Origin of the sequence: Dactylosporangium sp. NPDC048998, from assembly GCF_043197855.1 — a bacterium.
Lineage (GTDB): Bacteria > Actinomycetota > Actinomycetes > Mycobacteriales > Micromonosporaceae > Dactylosporangium.
The window spans coordinates 130,254-153,227 of sequence record NZ_JBICTV010000007.1 but is presented as its reverse complement, the minus strand read 5'-3'; the positions used below and the strand labels follow the sequence as shown (position 1 = coordinate 153,227).

The 22,974-nt window shown below is 70.4% G+C and carries 16 protein-coding genes and 1 pseudogene; 6 read left to right on the top strand and 11 right to left on the bottom strand.

The window, feature by feature from the left end; translation table 11 throughout:
- Positions 1 to 54 precede the first annotated feature (54 nt).
- From ACGFI8_RS19475 to ACGFI8_RS19460, 4 genes and pseudogenes are all read right to left on the bottom strand, one after another.
- Positions 55 to 792, bottom strand: a complete 738-nt coding sequence (locus ACGFI8_RS19475; RefSeq protein ID WP_392806632.1) for a VOC family protein — start codon at positions 790 to 792, stop codon at positions 55 to 57.
- 89 nt (positions 793 to 881) lie between these two features.
- Positions 882 to 1,716: pseudogene (locus ACGFI8_RS19470) on the bottom strand (pentapeptide repeat-containing protein); the annotation flags it as partial.
- A gap of 483 nt (positions 1,717 to 2,199) precedes the next feature.
- Positions 2,200 to 2,544, bottom strand: coding sequence for an RNA polymerase-binding protein RbpA (locus tag ACGFI8_RS19465; RefSeq protein ID WP_223092257.1), 345 nt, complete (start codon positions 2,542 to 2,544; stop codon positions 2,200 to 2,202).
- Positions 2,545 to 2,780: 236 nt separating this feature from the next.
- Entirely contained in the window at positions 2,781 to 4,196 is a 1,416-nt protein-coding gene (locus ACGFI8_RS19460; protein WP_392806631.1) for a hypothetical protein, read from the bottom strand.
- A 154-nt stretch (positions 4,197 to 4,350) separates the two neighbouring features.
- Between ACGFI8_RS19460 and ACGFI8_RS19455 the strand changes: the two genes are divergently transcribed.
- Both ACGFI8_RS19455 and ACGFI8_RS19450 read left to right on the top strand, forming a co-directional pair.
- The gene (locus ACGFI8_RS19455) at positions 4,351 to 4,869 is read left to right on the top strand and encodes an endonuclease VII domain-containing protein (RefSeq protein WP_392806629.1); all 519 of its coding nucleotides are present in this window, start codon (positions 4,351 to 4,353) and stop codon (positions 4,867 to 4,869) included.
- Between the two features lie 114 nt (positions 4,870 to 4,983).
- Positions 4,984 to 5,547: an AAA family ATPase gene (locus ACGFI8_RS19450; protein ID WP_392806627.1), complete on the top strand. Its 564-nt coding sequence runs from the start codon at positions 4,984 to 4,986 to the stop codon at positions 5,545 to 5,547.
- Between the two features lie 216 nt (positions 5,548 to 5,763).
- Here the strand turns inward: ACGFI8_RS19450 and ACGFI8_RS19445 are convergent, their stop codons facing one another.
- The 6 genes from ACGFI8_RS19445 to ACGFI8_RS19420 form a co-directional block, all read right to left on the bottom strand.
- Positions 5,764 to 7,068, bottom strand: coding sequence for a hypothetical protein (locus ACGFI8_RS19445; protein WP_392806625.1), 1,305 nt, complete (start codon positions 7,066 to 7,068; stop codon positions 5,764 to 5,766).
- A gap of 90 nt (positions 7,069 to 7,158) precedes the next feature.
- On the bottom strand, positions 7,159 to 10,536 hold the full coding sequence (locus ACGFI8_RS19440; RefSeq protein ID WP_392806623.1) for a ThuA domain-containing protein: 3,378 nt from the start codon (positions 10,534 to 10,536) through the stop codon (positions 7,159 to 7,161).
- Between the two features lie 722 nt (positions 10,537 to 11,258).
- On the bottom strand, positions 11,259 to 12,068 hold the full coding sequence (locus ACGFI8_RS19435) for a slipin family protein (protein ID WP_392806906.1): 810 nt from the start codon (positions 12,066 to 12,068) through the stop codon (positions 11,259 to 11,261).
- Between the two features lie 198 nt (positions 12,069 to 12,266).
- Entirely contained in the window at positions 12,267 to 14,414 is a 2,148-nt protein-coding gene (locus ACGFI8_RS19430) for a hypothetical protein (RefSeq protein ID WP_392806621.1), read from the bottom strand.
- Between the two features lie 135 nt (positions 14,415 to 14,549).
- Entirely contained in the window at positions 14,550 to 15,524 is a 975-nt protein-coding gene (locus tag ACGFI8_RS19425; RefSeq protein ID WP_392806619.1) for a hypothetical protein, read from the bottom strand.
- Positions 15,525 to 15,815: 291 nt separating this feature from the next.
- On the bottom strand, positions 15,816 to 17,276 hold the full coding sequence (locus ACGFI8_RS19420; protein ID WP_392806617.1) for an acyltransferase: 1,461 nt from the start codon (positions 17,274 to 17,276) through the stop codon (positions 15,816 to 15,818).
- 85 nt (positions 17,277 to 17,361) lie between these two features.
- On the opposite strand from ACGFI8_RS19420, the gene ACGFI8_RS19415 reads away from it, so the two are divergent.
- Positions 17,362 to 18,198, top strand: coding sequence for an SDR family oxidoreductase (locus tag ACGFI8_RS19415; RefSeq protein ID WP_392806616.1), 837 nt, complete (start codon positions 17,362 to 17,364; stop codon positions 18,196 to 18,198).
- On the opposite strand, the gene ACGFI8_RS19410 is transcribed toward ACGFI8_RS19415, so the two are convergent.
- Entirely contained in the window at positions 18,171 to 19,337 is a 1,167-nt protein-coding gene (locus ACGFI8_RS19410) for a LysR family transcriptional regulator (protein ID WP_392806614.1), read from the bottom strand. The two genes, ACGFI8_RS19415 and ACGFI8_RS19410, sit on opposite strands and share 28 nt — an antisense overlap.
- A gap of 88 nt (positions 19,338 to 19,425) precedes the next feature.
- On the opposite strand from ACGFI8_RS19410, the gene ACGFI8_RS19405 reads away from it, so the two are divergent.
- The 3 genes from ACGFI8_RS19405 (at position 19,426) to ACGFI8_RS19395 (ending at position 22,965) form a co-directional block, all read left to right on the top strand.
- On the top strand, positions 19,426 to 20,463 hold the full coding sequence (locus ACGFI8_RS19405) for a DMT family transporter (protein WP_392806612.1): 1,038 nt from the start codon (positions 19,426 to 19,428) through the stop codon (positions 20,461 to 20,463).
- A 6-nt stretch (positions 20,464 to 20,469) separates the two neighbouring features.
- Positions 20,470 to 22,071 (top strand): cation:proton antiporter, encoded by a 1,602-nt coding sequence (locus ACGFI8_RS19400; protein WP_392806610.1) that lies wholly within the window; start codon positions 20,470 to 20,472, stop codon positions 22,069 to 22,071.
- Positions 22,072 to 22,197: 126 nt separating this feature from the next.
- Positions 22,198 to 22,965, top strand: a complete 768-nt coding sequence (locus tag ACGFI8_RS19395; protein ID WP_392806608.1) for an SAM-dependent methyltransferase — start codon at positions 22,198 to 22,200, stop codon at positions 22,963 to 22,965.
- The last annotated feature ends 9 nt before the right edge of the window (positions 22,966 to 22,974 follow it).

The following is a 22,974-nucleotide window of genomic DNA, read 5'->3' as shown; positions in this document are numbered from 1 at the left end:
ACCTTGCATACGGTCAGCCGGGCGGCCAGCGCGGCGCTGATGCTGGCTGACGAATTAGGCCGGAGCGAGGACGCAGAACTCGTTGCCCTCCGGGTCGGCGAGGACGATCCACGGGACGTCGCCCTGGCCGACGTCGGCGAGCGTCGCGCCGAGGGTCTGCAGCCGGGCCACCTCCGCCGCTTGATCGTCACCGCGATACGGCACCACGTCGAGATGGACGCGGTGCCGTACGTCCTTCAGGTGGGGCGTGCGGACGAACTCAAGATACGGCCCGACACCCTTGGCGGAGCGCAGCCGCGCATGATCGTCGGTTACCTCGTGCAGGGTCCAGTCCATCGCCGCACCCCAGAACCGGGCCATGGCCCGCGGGTCCGCGCAGTCGACCACCACCGCGGCGATCGGGCCGGTGTCCCGGTAGATCTCCCGAGGCTCCAGCACGCGGAACACGTTGCCCTCCGGGTCGGCCAGCACCGTCCACGGGACGTCGCCCTGGCCCACATCGGCGGGCGTCGCGCCGAGCTCCTTCAGACGCGCGACCAACTCCATCTGATGGGCCGCAGAGGTGGTGGCGAGTTCGAGGTGCATGCGGTACTTCACCGTTTCGGGGTCCGGGACCGCTATGACATCGACGCAGACAGGGGCGTCGGGGTCCGTCCAGACGAAGCCCGCCGGTGCAACGCTGGTCGCACCGGGACCCGAGCGGGAAACCCAACCGAGCGCCTCCGCCCAGAACCGGCCGAGCGCCGAGTCATCCCGAGCCTTGAAATTCGCCTGAACAAGTCGCAGCGCCATGCCGCCCTACCCTATGCCCAGCAAACAGACCACGATGAACCGCTTAGGACTGGCGGATCTGCCACGCGTTTCTTACCGGCACCCCCGGTGCGGCGATCACCGGCGGCGGGGGCGGCGGGTCTTCGCGGTGGCCTGGGTGGCGCTCCAATGTTCCGGGTGCGTGAGCCGGGGCGGGAGCTTCGTCGTGGCGTCGCCGGATGCGGAGTCGAGCTGGGACTGGATCAGGAACAGCGACGTACTCAGATCGGCGCCGGCGAGGTTCGCGCCGCGGAGATCCGCGCCGATCACGTCCGCGTTGCGCAGGTCGGCGGATCGGAGGTCGGCGCCGATCAGCAGCGCGCCGCGAAGGTCGGCGCCCCTCAGGTCCGAGCCGCGCAGCTTGGCGCCGATCAGGTTCCTGCCGGGTGATTTCGAGTGGGTGAAACGAGCGGTTGTACTCACCTCGCGCAGTAATGGTGCGATGCGCTCTCGGTGACGTTCGGCGCGTTCGGGTGTCAAATCATCGACGGCGTCGCGCAGTGCTTGTGTCGTCGACACAGCGTCATCCAGGGCCGCGTGGAGCGGGGTGGACTGGGGGAGGTCGCGGGCTTCAGTGAGGTACCACATCAATTCGTGAAGGATTCGGACCGCGGCGAACACCTCGAACATCCGCCGCGCGGACGCCGGATCGCGACGCCAGTCGCGGCCTTCGTACACGACCTGGGCGACATACTGGCCGGCGCCGAAGCAGTCGTAGACGGTGCAGCCAGGAAAGCCGCGTTCCCGCAGCCGGGTGTGGATGCCGCAGCGGAACGCCTCGTCGAGGTTGGGGCACGCGTGTCCGGCCGGTTTGTCGATGGCGAAATCGGCGGACCGGGCGAACGCCGGGGCGACGCAGCACAGCCCGAAGCACCGGGAGCAGTCGGCGCGTAGCTCTGGGTTCATAATGCCTTCCTGTCGGGGCCGACGTCCGGGCATCACGCCCAGCCACGACACCGTCACCTCGTTGGGCAAGAACGTTCATCTCGCGGGGCCGTTCGGTGTTGAAGCAGCTCCAGGGGGCACTCACTGATCGTGCCGGCCCCAGGCTGCAGGCGACTGAACCGACGGTGTCCACGTAGACGCTCGGTGTCGCGTCCTCCACCGCATGGTCGCTCAGCGGCGCCTTTGCCGGTCCGACGTGGCCCCCCAGTGTGGTCGCTCGGTGTTGCTGCTGTGTCCACATTCGCCGGCGCCACTGCCGGACCGAGTGTCCCCGGGGCGCTGTCGGCTTGCGGGGTTTCGGCGGTCGCGCCGGACCGGCGCCGGGCCATTGACGACGGGACGCCGGCGATGGCGGTGCGGCGCCCGGGCCGGAGGTCGTCCGGTGGCTGGTGGACGGCGAAAAGCCCCGGCGGGTGGCCGGGGCTTTCAGCGACGTTCGGGCTGTTACGCGGAGCGGCCGCGGCGCAGGCGAACCTCTTCGAGCCGCTCGTTGAGGATGTCCTCAAGCTCGGCGATGGTGCGCCGCTCGAGCAGCATGTCCCAGTGCGTGCGCGGCGGCTTCGCCTTCTTCTGCTCGGGCTCGCTGCCGTCGACCAGCCGTGCCACGCTGCCGTCGAACTTGCACTCCCAGGTCATCGGGACCTCGGCGTCGACGGCGAACGGAACCTCGAACTGGTGCCCCTTGGCGCACAGGTATTCGCGGGTCTGACGCGGAGCCAGCTCGGTGTTGCGGTCGGACTCGTAGCTGACGGCTCCGAGACGGCTGCCGCGCAGCATGCGCTCGCCCATGGTCGGTCTTCCCCTTCGAATCGTGTTGCGCTTCGCTGTAACCAACGACGCCACGTGGTCTGACGATTCCCGTCGCGGGCGGGCAGATTACACGACCTACCCGGGACAGCGGTAGGTTAGTCGCCGGGTCGGTACCCTGATTTTACGTTGGGTTTCAATGATCGACCAGTTCGGCCAATTCGTGTCGTGTCTCACCCAACGTAGTTTCGGCAGGTCACCCTAGAGGTTGACCGATATCACCCGCCAGTCGGCGGGGTGCCTCCGGCGGCGGTGAGGCGGGTGAGCGCGGCAGTGAGTTGCGTCACCTGGTCGCGGAGATCGTCCGCCCAGCCGTGCGCCCGGTCGGCGTCGGCCCGCAGCCGCACCAGCTCCTCACGCGCCGAGATCAGCCCGGCCTCCGCCGCCGCGGCGCGCGCTCCCTCGGCGTCGAGGCGCCGTTGCAGCCTGCTCTCGGCCTCCGCGCCCTCGCGCAGCGCCCGCTCCACCGCCGTATGTGCGACGTCGCGCTCACGCAGCGCGCTGCCGGCGAGGTCGCGGGCGGCGTCGCGTTCCCGGTACGCCTCGGCACGCAGCGCCGACTCCGTCGCGGCTTCCCGGCGGGCCGCGTCACGCTCCGCCGCGGCGCTGTCGACGGCCTCCCGGAACTGCGCGATCGCCTGGTCTGCGGCCGCGCGGGCCGCCGCGACCGTCTCGTCGGCCGCGGTCTGCGCCTCCGTGACCCTGCGGTCACCGTCGGCACGCGCCTCGGCGACCGATCGGTCGGCGGCGGCGCGGACGTCCGTGGCCATGCGCTCGGCCGCCGCCCGGGCCTCGGCGACCGTCGCCGCCGCGGCTGCCTGCGCCTCGGTGATCGCCTGGTCGGCGTCGGCGCGGGCCTGCGCGACGCTCGCCGCCGCGGCGGCGTGCGCATCGGCCACTCGCCGTTCGGCCCGCTGTTCCGCCGCGCCCACTTTCGCCTCCGCTTCCGCGGCCACGCGCTTGCCGTGCTCCTCGGCGTCCGCGGCGGCGCGCCGGGCGCGTTCCTCGGCCGCGTCGAGGCGCTGCTGGGCCTCGGCAAGCTTGGCGATGCCCTCGCCGCGTACGTGCTCGGTCTCGTCCTGGGCCGCCTGCAGGTCGGCCTGCGCCTGCAGCAGCTCGCCGCGGGCCTGCATCGCGAGGGCGTGGGACTCGTCGGCCTCCGCGCGCAGCCGGGCCGCCTCGGCGCGGGCGTCCTGCAGCGCCGCCCGCGCCTTGCGGGTCTCCTCGCGCGCGTCGTCGCGTTCGGCGTGCGCCGCGACCAGGCCGGCTGCGGCCTCCGCCCGGGCCTCGGCGACCTGGCGCTCGATCCCGGTGGGGGAAACCTCGGCGTGCAGGGCGTCGACGAGGTCGCTCAGCGCCTGATCGAGCCGCTCCGCGATCTCGAACGCCCGGGCGACCTGCCCGGTCAGCCCCGGCGACGTGCGCTGCCGCAGCCGCGCGTTGCGGGCGTTGCGCTGGCATTCGCCGTCGTTGTCGCGGCAGTACCGGAACGGCCGTCCTGCGGCGCTGCGCTGCGGGACGGGCCGGCCGCAGTACGCGCACGGCCGGTCGTCGCCGGCGTGTTCCTCGACCGTCCACTCCGCGGCGGGGATCCCATTGGCGTCGAGCCGTACGTCGATACGAGACTCAGTCACGGGGCACAGCGTAGGCGACGCGGAGCCGCAGCTCGATGCGCCTCGCCGAATTATCGGATTGCTATTATCAGTAATCCGATAATTCGGCGAGGCGTAGTCGCGGAGGGCTCCGGACGGGCGATCGAGGCATACACCATAATGACGGTTATGGTGTATGCCACTGCACTACCTGTATGGTCGACGGTTACTGAGCAGGTCGTTCACTGTCGACCGTGCGGAGAGACAAAGCCGCGCGACGCGTTCTACAACCTGCCGCACACGACCGCGCCGCGACGACCGTGCAAGGCGTGCATCCTTCAGGACAAGCGCGCTCGCTACCGCCACACCGGACGGCGACCGGGTCTCACACGCGCAAGTCCTCCGGGAGAAGTACAACCTCACGCCCGCGGAGTACGACCGCATGCTCACGGCGCAAGGCGATCTGTGCGCGATCTGCCGCAAGCCGGAAACCACACGTGGACGCGGTGGTGCGCCGAGGCGGCTGGCGGTCGACCATAACCATCGGACCGGCGCGGTCCGCAAGCTGCTCTGCCACCGATGCAACTTGGTCACCTGGGCGGTGCAGGAGAACCCCGGCCTGCTGGACCTGGTCCGGGCATACCTGGACGGGCATGCCCCCGATAGGGTGTCGGACCAGTCGCTGCGCGAGCAAGGCACCGCCGACGCGCGCTGATCCAGCACCGGATCACCCCGATGCCTGGCGATAGATCCCGAATGCACGAGCCGGAAGGCGGCGCCGTTGCCGACCGAGGTCTCGTTGCACGGCCATGTGACGGAAGGTGGCGGGATGGCGCGACTCGTCCATCTGAACGGCCCGCCGGGCATCGGCAAGTCCACCCTGTCGGCGCTCTACGCCGACCGGAACCCCGGCACCCTGAACCTCGACGTCGACACCCTGCACCACCTGATCGGCGGGTGGCAGGACGAGGAGACCGACACGTGGCCGGTCGTGTGGTCCCTGGTCCGGGCGATGGCGGCGACCCACCTGGACGGCGGGCGCGATGTCGTCCTGCCCCAGTACTTCGCCACAGTCGACGAGATCGCGACGTTCGAGCAGCTCGCGCGCGAGCACGGGGCGGGCTTCCGCGAAGTCGTCCTGCTCGACGAGCGGGAAGCGGCGATCGAGCGGTTCAACCGCCGCGCCCAGGACAGCGACGACCCGTGGATTCGCCACCACCACCGTCTCATCGAGCTGGGCGGCGGACCTGTCGTGCTCGCAACCATGTACGACAACCTGATGGGGGTCGTACGCCTGCGTCCCGGGGCTGTGGTGGTGCCGAGCGCGGTGGGTGCGGTGCGGGAGACCTACGAGCTCCTGGCGGACGCCTTGCGCGAGCAGGTTTCCCCGTGACCCGGTTCGGCGTGATCGTGCCGGCTCCTTGTCCAAGTCCGCGTCGCCGGCCCCCGAGGCCGGCTCGGGTCGCGTCCGCACTGCGTCGGTGGCACGCCCAGAACCTGCTACGGGGCCGGCGGTGCGCCGGCACGATCACGGCGCCGGTGGCCGTGTCCGCACACGCGGCGGTGGCCGCCCCGGACGAATCCAGAGGCGGCCACCGTTTTCGAGCGATCAGCCCCGCAGGCCCGCCATGCCGGCGGCGCTGATCTTGGAGAAACGCAGCGACTGTCCGGGGTCCGCGTTGCCTCCAGGGGCGTTGTCCTGCTCGTAGTTCGAGTTGTGCCAGCCCTTGGCACCGATGCCCCGGTAGAACTTCGAGTATTCGATGTCGCTGCGGGGGTCGGCGAACGGGATCATCGTGTAGCCGTCGCCCACGCCGTTGGGCTGCGTGGTCGCGTCGCCGTCCTTGGCGTGGAACAGCGCGTACCGCTTCGTCTGCTTCGCGACCTGGGCCGTCGGGTCGAAGATGTCCTCGACGCGGTTGCCGTTCCAGTCGTAGCGCCAGCGGTGCTGGTGCTGCGCCACGTGCGCCCAGTACACGTCCATCTCGATGACGACGAGGCTGGGGTCGGTGACGTCGAGGTAGTGCTGCATGAGCCGCTTGCCGGACTCGCCGCGGACCTGCCTCGGGGCGATCGGCGCGCCCGTGATCCGGTCCTCGGTCACGGTGACCATGGGACCGTCCTGCAGGAAGTTGTACGCCGGGGAGTGGTTGTGGGTGTACATCTGGATGCCCCACTGCTGCACGCTGATCTCGTTCAGCGCGTTCCACTTCTCGCCCGCGACCGTCCACGGCTCGATGTTGCGGTTGTTGGCGCTCGTCGGGTCGTTGCCCGTGCCCATGAACGGCATGCCGAGGATCGAGGCGAACTCGAGCTCGGTCTGCAGCCGGTTGTAGTCCTCGGTGGTCATCGCGCCGCCGGCGCTGCTCGGGCCGTTCCACGTGTTCGGGACGTACCCGTGGTTGCCGATCGCCTCCAGCCCGCAGCTGTCGAGGAACCCGCGCAGGGTCCGGGCGTAGGCCAGGTACGCCGCGCGCGACTCCGCGGTGGTCGTCCCGCCCGGCGCCGGGTTGGGCGCGGCGCCGCCGGGGTTGGAGGCGTGCTGGCCGTAGCCGGCGAACTCGATCTGGTGGAAACCGGCCTTGGCCAGGAACTCGAAGAGCTCCAGCCAGCCGCCCGGCAGCGGCACGAGCGGGCCGAGGTCGGTCGGGTCGTACGGGAAGTTGGGGCCGCCCACGTACCCCATCGTCGGGGCCACGCCGAGCGCGGCGCTGGCGGCGATACCGATCCGGGTCGGCACGTCACGCTGCGTGTACGTGATGGTGCCGATCTTGGGGTTGGGGATGAGCCGGCCGTTGGCCGCGCTCGCCGCGGTGGGCGAGAAGACGGAGGCCGGGCCGAGCGGGGTGAACGCGGCAGCCGCCGTGAGGCCCGCGCCGGCCATGAACCGGCGACGGCTGAGATTCTTGGACACTGTTGCTCCTTTGCTGATGTGCGTGTGGTTCAGACCGGGGCGGGGTGCGGCGTTACTGCGGGGTGACGCACCCCGCCCCGGGTGGTGGTGCTAGGGCGCGCTCACGCCCTGGCCGCCGAACTCCACCCAGTTGAGGTTGAAGTAGTTGTTCGTCGGCCCGCCCGCGACGGGTCGGAACACCAGATAGATCCGGTGCGCGCCGCCGGGGTCGGTGATCGGGAAGGTCTGGCTTCGATAGGTGGTCGCGCTCGCCGTGGCGGCGATCGTGACCGTGGTCAGGGTCGGACCGTCCACCGCGTCCAGGTGGACCTCGACCACGCCGGTACCGGCCGCGCCGCTGCCACCTGATGTACGGAACGTCAACGTATTGATGTTCTGCAGGTTGATCTTGCCGTTGAGCGCGATCCAGTCACCGGAGCCGATGCCGCCGCGTTGGAGCCCGCCACCGACGTCCGCGGTCGCCGCGGTGTTCGTGCCGGCCTGGTCGGCGGCGAACTCGACCTCCTGCTTCTTCTGCCGGATGGTCGCCTGGGCGACGGTGGTCAGCGCCGGGATGCCACCCGGGCCGCCGCGGTCCGTGTACGACGCGCTGATCACGCCGAACACGTCGCCGCCGTGCGAGACGTCCTCGGCGAAGGTGGGCAGCGTCCCGGAGCACCCGTTCGCCGTGGACTCGGCGTGGCCGTGGCTGTCATGACCGAGCACGAACGTCACCTCGACGCGGGAGCAGTCGATCTGACCGTCCTGCGGATCGGTGACCGTCACGTTGAACGGGATCGTGTCACCGAAGGCGAACAGGCCGCCCTCGATCGGCACGTTGACCTTGACCGTCGGTGAGGTGTTGCCGACGGTGATGGTCGTGTTGGCCGACGCCGTCTTACCGCTGGAGTCGGTGACGGTCAGTCGCGCCGTGTACACCCCGTTGGTGGTGTAGGTGAAGGTCGGGTTCGGGTCGACCGAGTCGATCGTGCCGTTGCCGTCGAAGTCCCACGCGAACTTGATGGAGTCGGCCGGGTCCGGGTCGTACGATCCCTCGCTGGAGAACGCGACGGTCAGTGGTGCGACGCCGTCCGTCGGGGTGGCGGAGAGCTTCGCGATCGGTGCCCGCGTGCCCTTGACGTAGCTGAACTTCACCAGCAGGGCGTCGGGGTTGGCCGTGAAGAAGCCGTCACCGTACGTCAGCAGATAGAAGTTCCCGTCGTGGCCCCACTTCATGTCCATGGGGTTGTCGCACAGGAACGGACGGGCCGGGGTCGGGGGTCCGTCCCCGCAGCTGAGCAGGTCGTTGATCTTGAAGATCTGGTTGGACGAGTCCAGGCGGATCTCCCGCAGGTAGTCGCGGGTGAACTCGCCGAAGAAGATGGACCCGTCGTAGTACGCCGGGAACTTCGTCGGGTTGGGGTTGTTGGCGTCGTACTCGTACTTCGCCGCGCCGTGCGGCCCGACGCCGCCGCCGGGGCCGAGCTCCGGGAAGAGCTGCGGGCACTTGCCGGGCGGGTTCTGCATGTAGTAAGCCGCGCAGGGCGTGCCGATCGGGTTGGCCCCGTTGTTGTCCTGGAAGGAGTACCACATGTCCGGCTGGGCGACCGGCGGCGCGTAGGTCAGGCCGGTGTTCCACCGCGAGGTGTTGGCCGGGCCGTGGTCCGGGTTGTTGCACTCGAACGCCTTCGGCGGGTCGTTCAGCGGCTTCGAGGTGTTGAAGTTCCACTCGTAGTACGGCAGGTCAGGGGAGTAGCACAGCGGCCAGCCGTAGTTGGACGGGCGCCGCACGATCTCCATCCGGCCGGTGCCCGCCGGCCCTCGGAACACCTGCGGCGTCGAGGAGTCGGGCGAGTAGTCGGTGACGTAGGCGACGCCGTCGCTGTCGACGGTGATGCGGAACGGGTTGCGGAAGCCCATGGCGTAGATCTCGGGCCGGGTCTTGCCGCCGCCCTCCTCGTTGCCGGTGAACAGGTTGCCCGCCGGGATGGTGTACGAGCCGTTGTCCTGCACCTTGATGCGCAGGATCTTGCCGCGCAGGTCGTTGGTGTTCTGCGCGGAGCGCCGCGCGTCAACGTACGGGGCGTTGTACAGCCCGGTCGCGGTGATCATGTCGTTGAACGGGGAGAAGCCGCCGGAGTTGCCGCCGCCCGCCGGCGTGTCATCGCCGGTCACCATCCACAGGTTGTTGTCCTTGTCGAAGGTGATGTCACCCGCGACGTGGCAGCAGGCCCCGCGATCGACCGGTACCTTCAGGATCTTCTGCTCGGTCGAGAGGTCGATGGTCGGGTTGGGCCCGTCGACGAACTTGAACCGCGACAGCTGGAAGTACCCCTTCCACGGGTCCCAGACGCTCGGGTCGGCGCCGGTCGTCGGGGAGTTCGCGGTCGGCGTCGTCTGCGGGTACGGCGCGTCCTGGGTCAGCGGCGAGTAGTACAGGTAGACCCAGTGGTTGGTGGCGAAGTCGTTGTCGATCGCCGGGCCGTACAGGCCGTCCTCGCTCGCCTGGTAGACCGGGATCTGGGCCAGCACGTGGCTGGTGTTCGCCGCCGGGTCGTGCAGCCGGAGGATGCCGCGGCGGTCGGTCTGCAGGACCCGCCCGTCGGGCATGACGTCGAATCCGATCGGCTCGCCGATGTTCGGCGGGGCCGCGATGGTGTCCATCTGATAGTTGGCCAGCACGGTAGCGCCGCAGTCACCGTCGGTCACGCCGGCGGCCCACTGGATCGCACCACCGAGGTGCGCCCGCAGGTCCGGGGTGCCGAAGCTGGCCGCGGTGTCGCCCAGCCCGGTGTAGAAGGAGCGACCGCCCTGGTAGTCCTTGCACCAGGTGATCGGGTGGTCGTAGCCCATCGTGCCGCCGGCGTAGGTGGTCTCGTCGACGGTCGCGAGCACGTGCGAGAAGCCGCGCACGTTGGACGTGAAGTTGTACCACCGGTCGGTGCGGTTCCACGACTCCGGCACGTCCTTCGACGCCGGGTGGACACGGTCGGCCACCTTGATCCTGGCCTGCGTGACGCCGGACGAGCCGGACGCCCGGGTGCCGAGGATGTCGGTGAGGAACGACCAGTCCGTCTGGGTCTCGATCGCCGAGTGGACGCCGACGAAGCCGCCGCCGTCGCGGTAGTAATTCTCGAATGCGGCCCGCTGCGCCGCGTTGAGCACGTCACCGTACGTGTTGAGGAAGACGACGACGCGGTACTGCTTGAGATGCGCCTGGTCGAACTTGCCGGCGTCGTCAGTCTCCACGACGGTGAACCGCAGCTGGTTGCCCAGCTGCTTGATCGCGGCGACGCCCGCCTCGATCGACGGGCTCTTCGTGCCGACGGCCTTGGTGAAGACCAGCACCTTGAACTGGCTGCCGTTGCTCTGCGGGGCGGGCGCGGCAAGCGCCGGCGCGGACGCCGACGCCGTTGTGACCAGCAGTGAAGCGATGAGGGCGAGCAGGCCGGCGAACGCGGTGCGGCGACGGCCTGGAGCGCTGGACATGAAACCTCCTCCGTGGGGTGTTGCCGGACGCGCAGGCCGCCGATGACCCGAGACAGCAGCCGTTGGCGGACACGTCCGGCCGGGGGAACGGGGTGGTGCGGGTGCGGCACGCCCGGAGGGAAGGCGTACAGCGAGAGTCGATCGCTTGGCGTGGCAATGCGGCGACGTCGTACCGAGCTGCGCCTCAGTGCTCGCCGGGATCCCGCGCAGCGGGGCGAGCGACTGGCTCGGTCAACGCATAGCCGTCACCGTATACGTCACATCTTTCGAAAGAAAGAGTTGACTCGACAAAAGTTGGCTTGTGGACGACCAAACTTCTGTTAAGAATGCAAAAAGTTAGCCACACCCGGGCGGAAGTTGCCGAGAGTGGTCTGCGCCTAGTGAAGGAGCGCGCCGGAGACTGCCGGCGTTACTCGCCGGCGGCTGTGTCGATGGAGGGTCGTGCAGTCTCCGGTGCGGCCGGGAATCCCGATCCCGACCGCACCGGCCGACCGCCCCGGTCTGCGGCGCCCCGGCCGCGGGGTGTCCCACGGCCGGACCCTCTGCACCGCGTTCCCGGAGAGCTCCGGGTGCCGCTGCGTTGTGCGCGACACAGCTCGGTAACACGATCGCAACGCGCCGTGTTGTGCTGCACACAGTAGGAGACTTCCGCTCGGGCTGTCCAGAGCTTCGGTGTAAAGATGCACTAACTTTCGTCTAGATCAGCGAAAGTGCCGAAGTGATCACGCGGCCTGGACATGTGACGGTCGCGTGGAAAGCTCGACGCCTGACGGCTCGGTGGCGGGCGCCTGCGCCTGGCGGTCGAGGAAGCGCAGCAGCTCGACCGGGAACGGCAGTACCACCGTGGAGTTCTTCTCGGCGGCCACCTCGACGACCGTCTCCAGCAGCCGCAGCTGCAGCGCCGTCGGCGTCTGCCCCATCGCGGCCGCCGCATCGGCCAGCTTGCGCGACGCCTGCAACTCGCCGTCGGCGGTGATGATCCGCGCGCGCCGCTCGCGCTCGGCCTCCGCCTGGCGGGACATCGACCGCTTCATCGACTCCGGCAGCGACACGTCCTTGATCTCCACCCGGTCGATGTGCACACCCCACTCGATCGCCGGGCTGTCGATCATGACCTCGAGGCCCTGGTTGAGCCGCTCACGGTTGGTCAGCAGCTCGTCGAGGTCGCTCTTGCCGATGATCGACCGCAATGACGTCTGCGCCACCTGGAGCACGGCGAACATGTAGTCCTGCACGTTGACGACGGCCCGGACCGGGTCGACGACCCGGAAGTACACCACCGCGTCCACCGTGACCGTGACGTTGTCCCGCGTGATCCCGTCCTGCGCCGGTACCGGCAACGTGACGATCTGCAGGCTTACCCGCTGCATCCGGTCGAGCACCGGCAGAATCATGCACAGCCCCGGCCCGCGCGTGGCCTCCCGCAGCCGCCCCAGCCGGAAGACCAGACCGCGCTCATACTGCCGGACGATCCGGGCGCTAGCCGAGAACCCGACGATCGCCAACACGATCAAAAAGATCAACAACACCATGACAACCACGCCGTCCGTACTCACCACCAGCGTATCCCCGCCCGCTGTACACCGCCGGACGGTGGCGGCGAGCACCCGCGCCGCCGCAGGTCACGCAGCGTGTCGATTCGGCTCCGGGCCCAGGTCGGCGGCCCGCTTCTGCCCGATTTGTCGTCACCGACAGTCGGCGTGCCGGCGCCCTGGTCCGGCGTGGCGCGGTCAGCAGGTCGCGCTGAAGCCCCGGAGCAGGTTCCGGTCGTACACGAGGATCGCGTACCCGCCGATGTCATGTCGCAGCACCGGCGGCCCGAACTGCCTCAGCACGTCGGCGACGGTGCCGTACATCGGGCGCTGCTGCTCCAGCAGCGCGAACCGTGCATCGTGGGCGGACGCGTCGTACATGCCGGTGTGCGTCTGCCAACACATCCCGATCAGCTTGCCGGCGCCACTGAGCGTCGGCACCACGGTGACGTTTCGTGACGTGCCGACGGTGATGTTGTTCGACACCCAGTAGGAGCCGAGCCCGTATCGCAGGCCCTGACGCTGCAGCCAATCCGCGGCCTCCTGGCCCTCGATCGGCTCCGCGCGCGGCGGGGCGTAGCCCACCAGCGCGACCAGCTGCACGGCGAGCATCACCGCCAGCAACCCCAGCCCGGCCGACGCCAGCCGCGGACCGGCGCCGACGACGTGTGACCGCAGTCGACCGGTCGCGCCTGCCCTGGCTCGCGCGAAGCGCGGAACCGGGCCGGCTGGGCGCTGTGCCGTCGGAGTGGCGTAGCCAGACGGCTCGCGCTGGTCCGGACCGATCGGCTCTTGCTGACGCGGGCCGCTCGGTTCGCGATGGTCCGCACCGTTTCGCTCTTGCCCGTCCGGACCGTTCGGCTCGCGCCAACGCGGACCATTCGGTTCGTGCTGGTCCGCACCGTTCCGCTCTTGCCCGTCCGGACCGTCTGGCTCCCCCTGGTCTCGACCGTCTGCAAAGTCTGAGGCCGGGGCGGGGCGCGACAACCGTCGCCCCACGAGCCGGGCGGCGAGGACGGCGGACATCGGCAGTACCGGTGCGATCTCACGCGTCGCGAGCCGGTCGATCGGCAGCGTCGACACGATCTGCGCGCCGATGTCACACAGGATGGCCGCCGCCAGTACGGCGTCGACCCGGTCCGCGGTGCCGCGCGCCAACGCGACCACGGTCAGTGACAGCGCCGCCAGCGCAAGAACAAGACCCGGCAGGTGTACCGCCTGTAGTGCGCCCTCCAGCCAGCGTCCCTGCACGCCGGGACGATTCGTCCCGAACAGGAAGCCGGCCATCCGCGCCACGGTCCCGGCGCGCTCCGACCACTCCGACAGCGGCGACAACCGAATCGGCGGCCGTGGCGCATGGAACCCGCCGACGCGTTCGATCAGCCAAAGCCCCGCATGCGACAGCACCACCGAGGCCGGCCCCGCAAGGGCGAGCCGGGCGTCGACGCCGCGGGCCCGACGCCGACGCAGGGCACGCAGCAGGGAAACCGCGGTCAGCGGCGCCGCGCCGACGAACGTGACCAGCGGATCACCGAGCGCTCCCCAGGCGAGCACCATCGCGATCGCGTACGGCATCCACGGACGGTGACGAGCCCGATCCAGTAGGAGCCATGCGAGCAGCAGCGGCACCGCGGAGCCGGTGTGATTCGGCGAGGACAACAAGGTCTGGTACCCGACGCCCGGCGCCGGCACCAGCAGGAACGCGACCACGATCGCGACCGGCAGCCAGCCACTGCGCGCGATCCCAGCCACGGCCCGTCGGAGCCGAGCCCGGCCGAGCGGGGCGCCTGGAGCCGCGACCAACGCCCCGGATCCGCCGAACGTCGTGACTCGATCACCGGTTGGTGGTGCGGTCGAGCCTCCGGGTACCTGCGGTGCGCCTCCGTGAACCTCGTCGGGCAATCCGGCCGGCGGTGAGCCGGGTGCGTTCGCCCCAAGGGCGGCGCCGTCGTGGACGTCCACCGGATCGTCGTTGCGGACGGCAACCTGATCGCCGCCCGCGACGGCAACGTCAACCGGGTCGCTGCGAGAGGGGGTCCTGTCACCCGCGGAGGACACCGGCCTCGACGACCAGGACGCCGTGTCGCCGTGGCCGAGCGCGACGGACCGCGCGAGCCATCCCGCCAGGATCACCACGAGTGTCCAGGTAGTGGCAGCGGCGACATGGATCTGATCGGTGGTGACGCCGGTGACGAGCTGTATCAGCCCGTACTGGATCAACTCCGTCGGGTAGAACGACACGTCGGACAGCGTCCAGCCATGCAGGAGCGGGTTGCCGTGGAACAGGTCCCAGGCCTGCAACGCGTTGCTGGCCCCGTCACTGTTCACCGTGACCGCGCGGGCCATGCGCAGGTACGCCAGGAACAGCCCAACTCCGGCGAGTAGGCATGCGGCGACGGTGAGCAGTGCTCGGCGGAGTCTCGGCATGCTCCTACGACCGCCACGCAGGGTCAGCCGTGCGAGCCGGCGCGCGCGGGTCGCTCACGAGGCGCCACTGTGTCGCACACCGCGATCGTCGCGGATTCGGCCGCCCGCGGTGACGAGCCACTCCCCTGTCTCCCAGTCGGTCGGCGCGCCGATGTGGCGGTAGTACAGGTCGAACCTGACCTGCAGGCCGGGCCACGGGCTACGGACGGTGACCGCCCGGAACACCTCGCCGAGACCCGGGAAGGCGGTGCCATCGGGCTCCGGGAACCGTTGCTCCAGCTCCGCCCTCGACAGGTCGGTGTACAGCGCGAACTGCCACAACGGCTGCGCCGTCCACTCGTCGTGGACCAGCTCGAATCGCGGCTCGCGGCCGGTGACGAAAACGCGGATGTCGTCGCCGAACTCCGCTGCGGTCGACGGCAGCACAAACGGCCACGGTTCGCCGGTCGGGTAGCGATACATAGTGGAGATCGCGGCGAGCGAGTGCACGATGTCGAGCCATCGCGTGACCGGAACGACACCGGCCGGAATGTTGACGCCGGTGTGGTCGACGGCGTGAACGTAACCGGCCAGGCGGCGCGTCAACTCGGCCATGTCAACGCCCGGAACCACGTCGGCTTCCATGCCGGCTTCCAAGTCCGCGGCCTCGCCGACCTCCCGCTGCGAGGGCCGATCACCGGCCTGGAGCGGGCCGGCGCCGGACTGCGGCGAAGTAGCGATGGCAGGGGCCAGGCTCGCGTCGGGGCGTGCGGCTCGGTCGATCGGGGACCGGGGCGGGGCGACCCACGACGCAGCGTCGATGCCCAGTGACCAGTCGTCGCCAAGGCGCACCTCCGGCGACGCGATGTTCGCGATCTCGAATGCGGTGACGGGCAGCGCGCCGGCCGGGCTCAGGGGCGTGAGCTCGAGCCTGCCGGGAGCGGAGAAGGCATTGCGAACGTCGGCGAGCAGCGTGCGCAGGTCGGCGAGGAAAGCGGTCGAGGCTTGCGAGTACGGCAGTCGAAAGGTGATCACCGGCAGTCGACCCATGTCACAAACCGTATTGGGTGGCCAGGTGGTAGCGCTGCCCAGACATCGTCACTTTTGGCGCGATATTGGGAACGGAACGTAAGGATTCCAACGGGCTGCGGTCGGCCGATGGCGTCGCCAGGGCACTCGGGCGGCGGGAGTCGAGTGCGACTACCGAGGGTGCTGTCCGGCGCTGCGTTGCCGGCCACCATCTCGAGGACCGTACGGCGGCGCGTTGTACGGCGGCATCCTGGTGTCGGTCGCCGCCGGCGCCGTCATGGGCCAGCCCCTACCTCGCGCTGCGGTCGGGCATCAACACGGCGAGCCGGTCGAGAGCGACGTGGCGCTCCGGGCATTCGTAGACGGCGTTGTCGTGTGGGGCCCGTCGCCGACAGCGATCGAGCACGCCGAAGCATTGGTATCGCTCGAACCGGAGTCGAGGGAACGCCCGGGTCCCCGTGGCGTTGCGGGCGGGGCTGTCGACAGGGAGAGACGCGACAGCGAGAGGGGCGACGAGGGAAGACCTGGACGGCGTTCGAAGCGGTGGAACAGGAGCCAGCAGATCACCAGCGTCACCGCGAACACCGGGAGCCACAGCAACCTCGCGACCAGCCAGGACGCATCCTGCGGGGTGGTGTGCAGGCCCGGCTGGACCGGCGGCGCCAGCAGGGTCACGGCGATCAGGGACGTCTGGTGCCACAGGAAGATCGTCATTGCGGAGAGGTTGACGATCGCTACAGTGAGCCACGGCTTTGGGCGCTGCATGACGCGACGCAGGACTGGCATCAGCAGTAGCGCTGCGCCGCACTGGGCGATGCCGAACGTGACCGCGGCCAGGGTGGGTGGGTTGAGGTTGGACACGCCCTGGCCGGGGACGCCGACCATGGACACCGGGTAACCGAACCAGCGCGTCAGTACTACCGTGGCCGCAGCGCCCAGGATCAGCATCAGCCAGGCGCTGGTGCGGGACCGGAACCGGCCCCTCGTCCAGGCCGCGCCAAGGCAGAACGGCACCAGCCAGCCGGCGGCCAGGTTCACCCAGCCCACCCAGTCCACCCAGGCCGCTCCGTCCAGTTCGAAGTGGTCAAGGCCGAGGCGGTCCGGGCCGAAGTGGTCCAGGTCGAGGTGGGCCAGCGCGTTCAGGCCAGGGTGGGCCGAGTCGAGTTTGGCCAGGCCGAAGCGGGCCAGCGCGTTCAGGCCAGGGCTGGCCGAGTCGAATTTAGCCAGGCCGAAGCGGATCAGGTCGACTGCGGCCACGACGGTCAGTGGCCAGGCGGGGTGCAGGCGGCGGACCAGCGGTGTCGCGGCGGTCAGGGCGGCGAACACGAGCAGGAACCACAGCGGCGAGGCGACCAGCTTCAGCACTGTGTGTGAGGTGAGCATCGACAACCAGACGCTGAACGCATCCTGGGCGCCGGCGGGCGGGGCGGCTACGGCGTGCCAGATGGCCGCCGCGGTGACCAATGCGGTCCACACGGCCAGCAGCGCCACCACCGGGCGGAAAAGGCGGTCGAGGCGGGCGCGCAGCCACCGGCCGTAGTGGTCGATGGATGAGCGGGCGGCCACGAGCCCGCCGACGAAGAAGAACAACGCCAACGTCTGGAACAGCCACGACGCCGGGGCGAGCCACGGCACCGCGCGCAGCGGGCTTGCCACCCGGATCGAGCCGCCGTCGTCCACGACCAGGGCCGTCACCAGCCAGTGGCCGAGCACCACGCCGAGGATCGCGATGGCGCGCAGGGCGTCGAGGGCTCGGTCACGTTCGGTCGTCATGGCGCGGACCGTACGGGCGGGATGTCGGGCGTCACGTCACGCCACGGAGCGATCTCCGGATAGCTCTCCGGTATTACTGATGGTCATGACGCGAATCCTGATCACCGGGGCGACCGGATCGCTGGGCAGCCGGGTCGCGGCGCGGGCCGCCGCCGCCGGACACACCGTCTTCGGCACGCACGTCAGGCCACACGATCGCGATGAGTCCGACGATCAGGCGATCTCGTGGGCGCGGCTCGACATCCGCGATCGGTATGCGGTGCGTCACGCGGTGGAACTGGTCCGGCCCGACGTCGTTGTTCATGCGGCCGCCGGACGCGACCGCAACGACTGGGCGATCAACGCCGACGGGGCGGCCAACGTGGCGCTGGCGTGCGGCGACCAGGTGCGGCTCGTGCACGTTTCCAGCGATGCGATCTTCTCCGGGCGAGCCGGGCGCGAGTACACGGAGAGCGATGAGCCGGATCCGGTGAATCGGTACGGGGCGGCCAAGGCGGCGGCGGAGACCGCCGTGAGAGCCATCGCGCCCGGGGCGGCGATCGTGCGTACCTCGCTGATCCTCGCCGACGGGAACGGAGGGCATGAGCAGCTCACGTACGACCTGATAGCGGGGCGGCTCGACGGGGCGCTGTACACCGACGAGATCCGCAAGCCGATCCACGTCGACGACCTCGCCGATGCGCTGCTCGAGGTCGCGGCGGGGGACTTCCACGGGGTGATCAACGTGGCCGGCCCGGACGCGACGAGCCGGTACGAACTCGGGGTGCTCGTCGCGAAGCGGGACGGCCTCGACTCGGCGCGGTTACGGACCGCTACCGGCTCTGGGCGGCCGGGTGACGTCCAGCTCGACGTGCGGATGGCCGAGGAGCTGTTGCACACCCGGTTGCGCGGTGCTCACGAGTTCATGGCGGCCCCGCTGTAGGGCGGCGGGGCCGGCGAGGGGCGCCGGAGCAGGTTCAGCAGCAGGGCGAGCGGGGGCCATGAGGCGCGGCCACGACGGGTCACTGCGTATGCGCGCATGGTGACGGGCGGGTCGGTCAGCGGCAGGATGCGGACGCCAGGGATCGTCGGCCACTCCATCGGGAGCAGGCCGACGCCCAGGCCGGCGACGATCAGGTCCTGGACCAGATTGAGATTGTCGGCGCGGTGGGCGATGCGGGGTTCGAAGCCCGCCATGCCGGCGATGGTGCGAACCGCCTGGTCGTCGGCGGTGTTACGGGAGTTGACGATCCAGTCCTCGTCGCGGAACCGGGCGAAGATGGCAGTCGATGCCTCACGGGCGGGCTCCGAAGGCGCGGACTCCTGAAGGCCATCCGAAGGGGCGGCATGACCTGCGACCGCGACCCCCGACGAACCCGGAACAGTCGCAGCCGAAGACAAGCCCAGCAAAGCCGCGGCCGCCGATGAGCCCGGAACAGCCGCGGCCGCGGACAGGCCGGTAGCAAACGCGGCCTCCGGGAAAGTGGACGAGGGAAAAGTGGACGAGGGAGCGGCCGGGGAAGTGGCCGAGGCCGAGGTGGTTGCGAGAGCGGACGTGGCCGGGACGCCCAGGCCCCAGGAGCTCGACCAGAGCGGTACCGCTGAAACGGAGGAATCGAACGTGGCGGGAGCCAGGTTGTAACCGTAAGTAAGCGCCAGGTCGATCTCGTCCGCGGCCAGGAGCGCGAACGCCTCGTCCGGCTCGTGTTCGTGGATGAGTAGCCGGACGCGTGGGTGGCGCTCGGCGAGCTCGGCGACGAGGGGGAGCAGCGAGCGGCGTACCGCGGTGGCGAAACCCGCGACCCGCAGTGTCCCCGACGGCTCGGCGTCCGGGTCCAGGTCGAGGCGGGCGGCCTCGACGGCGGCGAGGATCGTCACGGCGTGCTCGGCCAGGCGGCGGCCGGCGGGAGTGAGCCGTACGCGGCGGCCGTCCGGCTCGATCAGCGTCGCGCCCGCCTCCTTCGCCAGCACCGCGAGCTGCTGCGACACGGTGGACGTGGTGACGTGCAGCTCCTCGGCGACCTCGCGCATGGAGCCGCGGCGGGAGAGTTCCAGCAGCAGGCGGAGCCGTCGGGTGTCCATGCGCCAACGGTACCGTTCACAAATCCCGAACGGTATGACCATGATTAGCACGTGGACATGAACGGTACGGATGGGTGTACTGGGGCCCATGGGTACCAACCGCACCGGCGCCGCGATGGCCGTCGGGTCGATCCTCTGCGTCCAGTTCGGGCTCGCCGCGTCCGTTCCGCTGTTCGACGACCTCGGGCCCGCCGGCGTGGCCGCGCTGCGGCTCGTCTGGGGCGGCCTGATCCTGCTCGCGCTGGTCCGGCCGCGACCCGCGGACTTCGGAAGGCGGGCGCTGCTGGCCTGCGCCGGGCTCGGGGTCGCGACCGCGGGGCTGACCACGCTGTTCATGGCGGCCGTCTCGCGCCTGCCCATGGGCACCGCGACCGCGCTGGAGTTCCTCGGGCCGCTCGGCGTCGCCGTGGTGCGCGGGCGGCGCTCCGCCAAGGCGTGGCCGATCGTCGCCGCGGCGGGGGTCGCGCTGCTCACCGAGCCGTGGCGGCAAGGGGTCGACCTCGTCGGGGTCGGCTACGCGCTCGCTGCCGCAGTGTGCTGGGCCGCTTACATCGTGCTCACCCAGCGGGTCGGCGACGAGGTCAGCGGGCTGCGCGGACTCGCCGTGTCGATGCCGATCGCGGGGCTCGTCGCCACCCTGGTCGCGGGGCCGGCCGTGTTCACGCACCTCACGTGGGAGCTCGCGCTGGCCGGCCTCGGGCTGGCGGTGCTGGTACCGGTGATCCCGTTCAGCCTGGAGCTGCTCGCGCTGCGCCGGCTCACCGCGGGCGCATTCGGCGTGCTGATGAGCCTCGAACCGGCCGCGGCCCTGCTCATCGGGCTGCTCGTGCTGCGCCAGGTGCCCGGGCTGGCCGCGGTGGCGGGCATCGCACTCGTCGTCACCGCGAGTATCGGCGCCCAGAGCACCGGCGCCCGCGCGGAACCGGTCACCGAGAGCGACGAAGTCACCGCGGGCGCCCAGCGCACCGACGCCCGGACCGAACCGGCGACCGAGAGCGACGAAGACGAAGTCGCCATGAGTACAGGTGCCCAGCGCACGGGGCGCCCGGTCAGAACACACGACCGAGAGGAGCCGGATGCGACGACAGGCAACGGGCAGCCGAGGGAAGGTCTGCCACTAGGGTGATCACCCGTGAACGGTGTGCAGCTGCTGCTGATCATTCTCGGGGGCATCGCGGTGTCGGCGCTCGCGCATCGGCGGGGCGTGCAGCCGGGGCTCGTCGTGGTCATCCTGGCCGCGGCGGCGTCGTTCATTCCCGGGGTACCGCGGCTGGAACTGCACAGCGAGCTCGTTCTCGCGGTCGTGGTGCCCCCGCTGCTGTACTCCGCCACCCGCGCCGCGTCGCTGTCCGGGTTCTCGCAGAACCTGCGCCCGATCCTGACGCTCGGCGTGACGCTGGTCGTGCTCACCACCGGCGTCGCCGGGCTCGTCGGCAGCTGGCTCATGCCCTCGATCGGCCTGCCGGCGGCGCTGCTGCTCGGCGCCGTGCTCGCCCCGCCGGACACCATCACCACCGTCTCGCACGGCGACGAACTGGGCCTGCCGCGGCGGGTCACGGCGATCCTCACCGGCGAGAGCCTCGTCAACGACGCCACCGCGCTGACACTGTTCGGGCTCGCCGCGGCGGCGGCCGGGGCCGGGGAGACGCTGTTCGACAACGCGTTCGGGCTGTTCGCGTACACCGTGGTGAGCGGCCTCGCGGTCGGCCTCGGGTTCGCCGTCATCGCGCTGTGGCTGCGGCCGAGGCTGCACAACCCGGTGCTGGAGACGTCGCTGGCGCTGCTGCTGCCGTTCACCGCATTCCTGGCCGCCGAGCAGATCCACGCCTCCGGCATCCTCGCGGTGGTCGCCGCCGCGTTCTCGTTCAGCATCAACGCGACCCTGGACCCCCGCCACCAGTACCCCGGCGCATACCGCACCCGCCTGCAGGAGGACGCCGTCTGGCCGGTGTTCGACTTCCTGCTCGAGACGTTCGTCTTCGCCTACATCGGGCTGCAGCTGCGGTTCGTCGTCGCCGACCTCGGCCACGCCGCCGCCCGCCCGGGCCTGACGATCACGCTGATCAGCGCGGCGGTACTGCTGGTGGCCGTCATCGCGTTCCGCCTCGGCGCCGTGTGGCTGTTCTTCGCCTGGTGGGCCGCGCGCCGGCGCGCGGTCGAGCGCCGCATCGCCGCCGACCCGCGGTTCCGGGCCCGGGCCGAGCGCCGCGCGCAGGCCCGCAGCCGGCGGCGACGGCTCGGTCAGGCCGCCGGGGAGTGGCGCGGGCCGCTCGGCGCGCCGACCGGCCGCGAGTCGCTCATCGTGGGCTGGACCGGCATGCGCGGCATCCTGACCCTCGCGGCCGCAGCGGCGGTACCGCACACGCTGCGTAACGGCGAGGAGTTCCCCGGCCGCGACGCGATCCAGGCGATCGCCCTGTTCGTCACCCTCGGCACGCTGCTGATCCAGGGCACGACCATTCCGATGCTGGTACGCCGCCTGAACATCGACACCGCCGGCGAGCGGCGCCGGGCCGCTGAGCTGCTGGAGCGCGGCCGGGCGATCGCCGAGGCGGCGGTCACCCACGGTGGCCCGCCGACCACGGAGGACTTCGACGCGCAGCGGGGCGCGATCGTCGGCGCGATCATCTCCGGCGACCTCGACGACGACACCGCCCGCGTGCTCGTCCACGACGTCGACCTGCGCCAGGCCGCCGAAACCCATCTGGCACGGCAGGAACACGCTAAATCATGAAATATCTGATAAGTCCGGTGGGGGAGTCGCCGGACTTATCGGCGTCCGTCGCAGGTCATGGAAAGCCTGCGGCCGCCGGGCGGAATTGCGTGGACAGCGTGCCTGAACGCTGACACGGTCGCGGGCATGGATGTGCTGCGCATGCACGAGATCGCCGAGGCCGGGCACCGGATCCTCAACCCGTTCACCGAGGACAAGCTCATGCTGCTCGGAGAGGTGTGCCGGCTGCGGCCCGGGCAGCGGCAGCTCGACCTCGCCAGCGGCAAGGGCGAGATGCTGTGCCGGTGGGCCGACGCGTACGGCATCGAAGGTCACGGCGTGGACATCAGCGAGGTGTTCGTGCCGGACGCCCGGGCCCGCGCCGCCGAGCTCGGTGTGGCCGACCGGGTCACGTTCACCCTGGGCGAGGCCGCGCAGGTGCTGACCGAGATGGCCGGCCAGCCCGATCATCCGGAGTACGACGTCGTGTCCTGCATCGGCGCCACCTGGATCGGCGGCGGGCTGGCGGGCACCGTCGCGCTCATGCGCCGGGTCGTACGCCCCGGCGGCCTGCTGCTCATCGGCGAGCCGTACTGGGCCGACGACACTCCTGACCAGGCGTACACCGGACTCGCCGTCCCGAAGGAGGACTTCACGACCCTGGTGGGCACGCTCGACCGGATCGAGGCGGCCGGGCTGGAGCTCGTCGAGATGGTCCTCGCCGACGCCGACAGCTGGGACCGGTACATCGCGTCGCAGTGGTGGACGGTTTCGGACTGGCTGCGCGAGAACCCCGGCTCGCCCGACGCGCCCGCGATGCGCGAGTACCTGGAGACCTGCCGGCGCACCCACCTGCGCTACCAACGCAGATATCTCGGCTGGGGAGTCTTCGTCTGCCGGGTGACCAAGCGGTAGCTTGCTGGC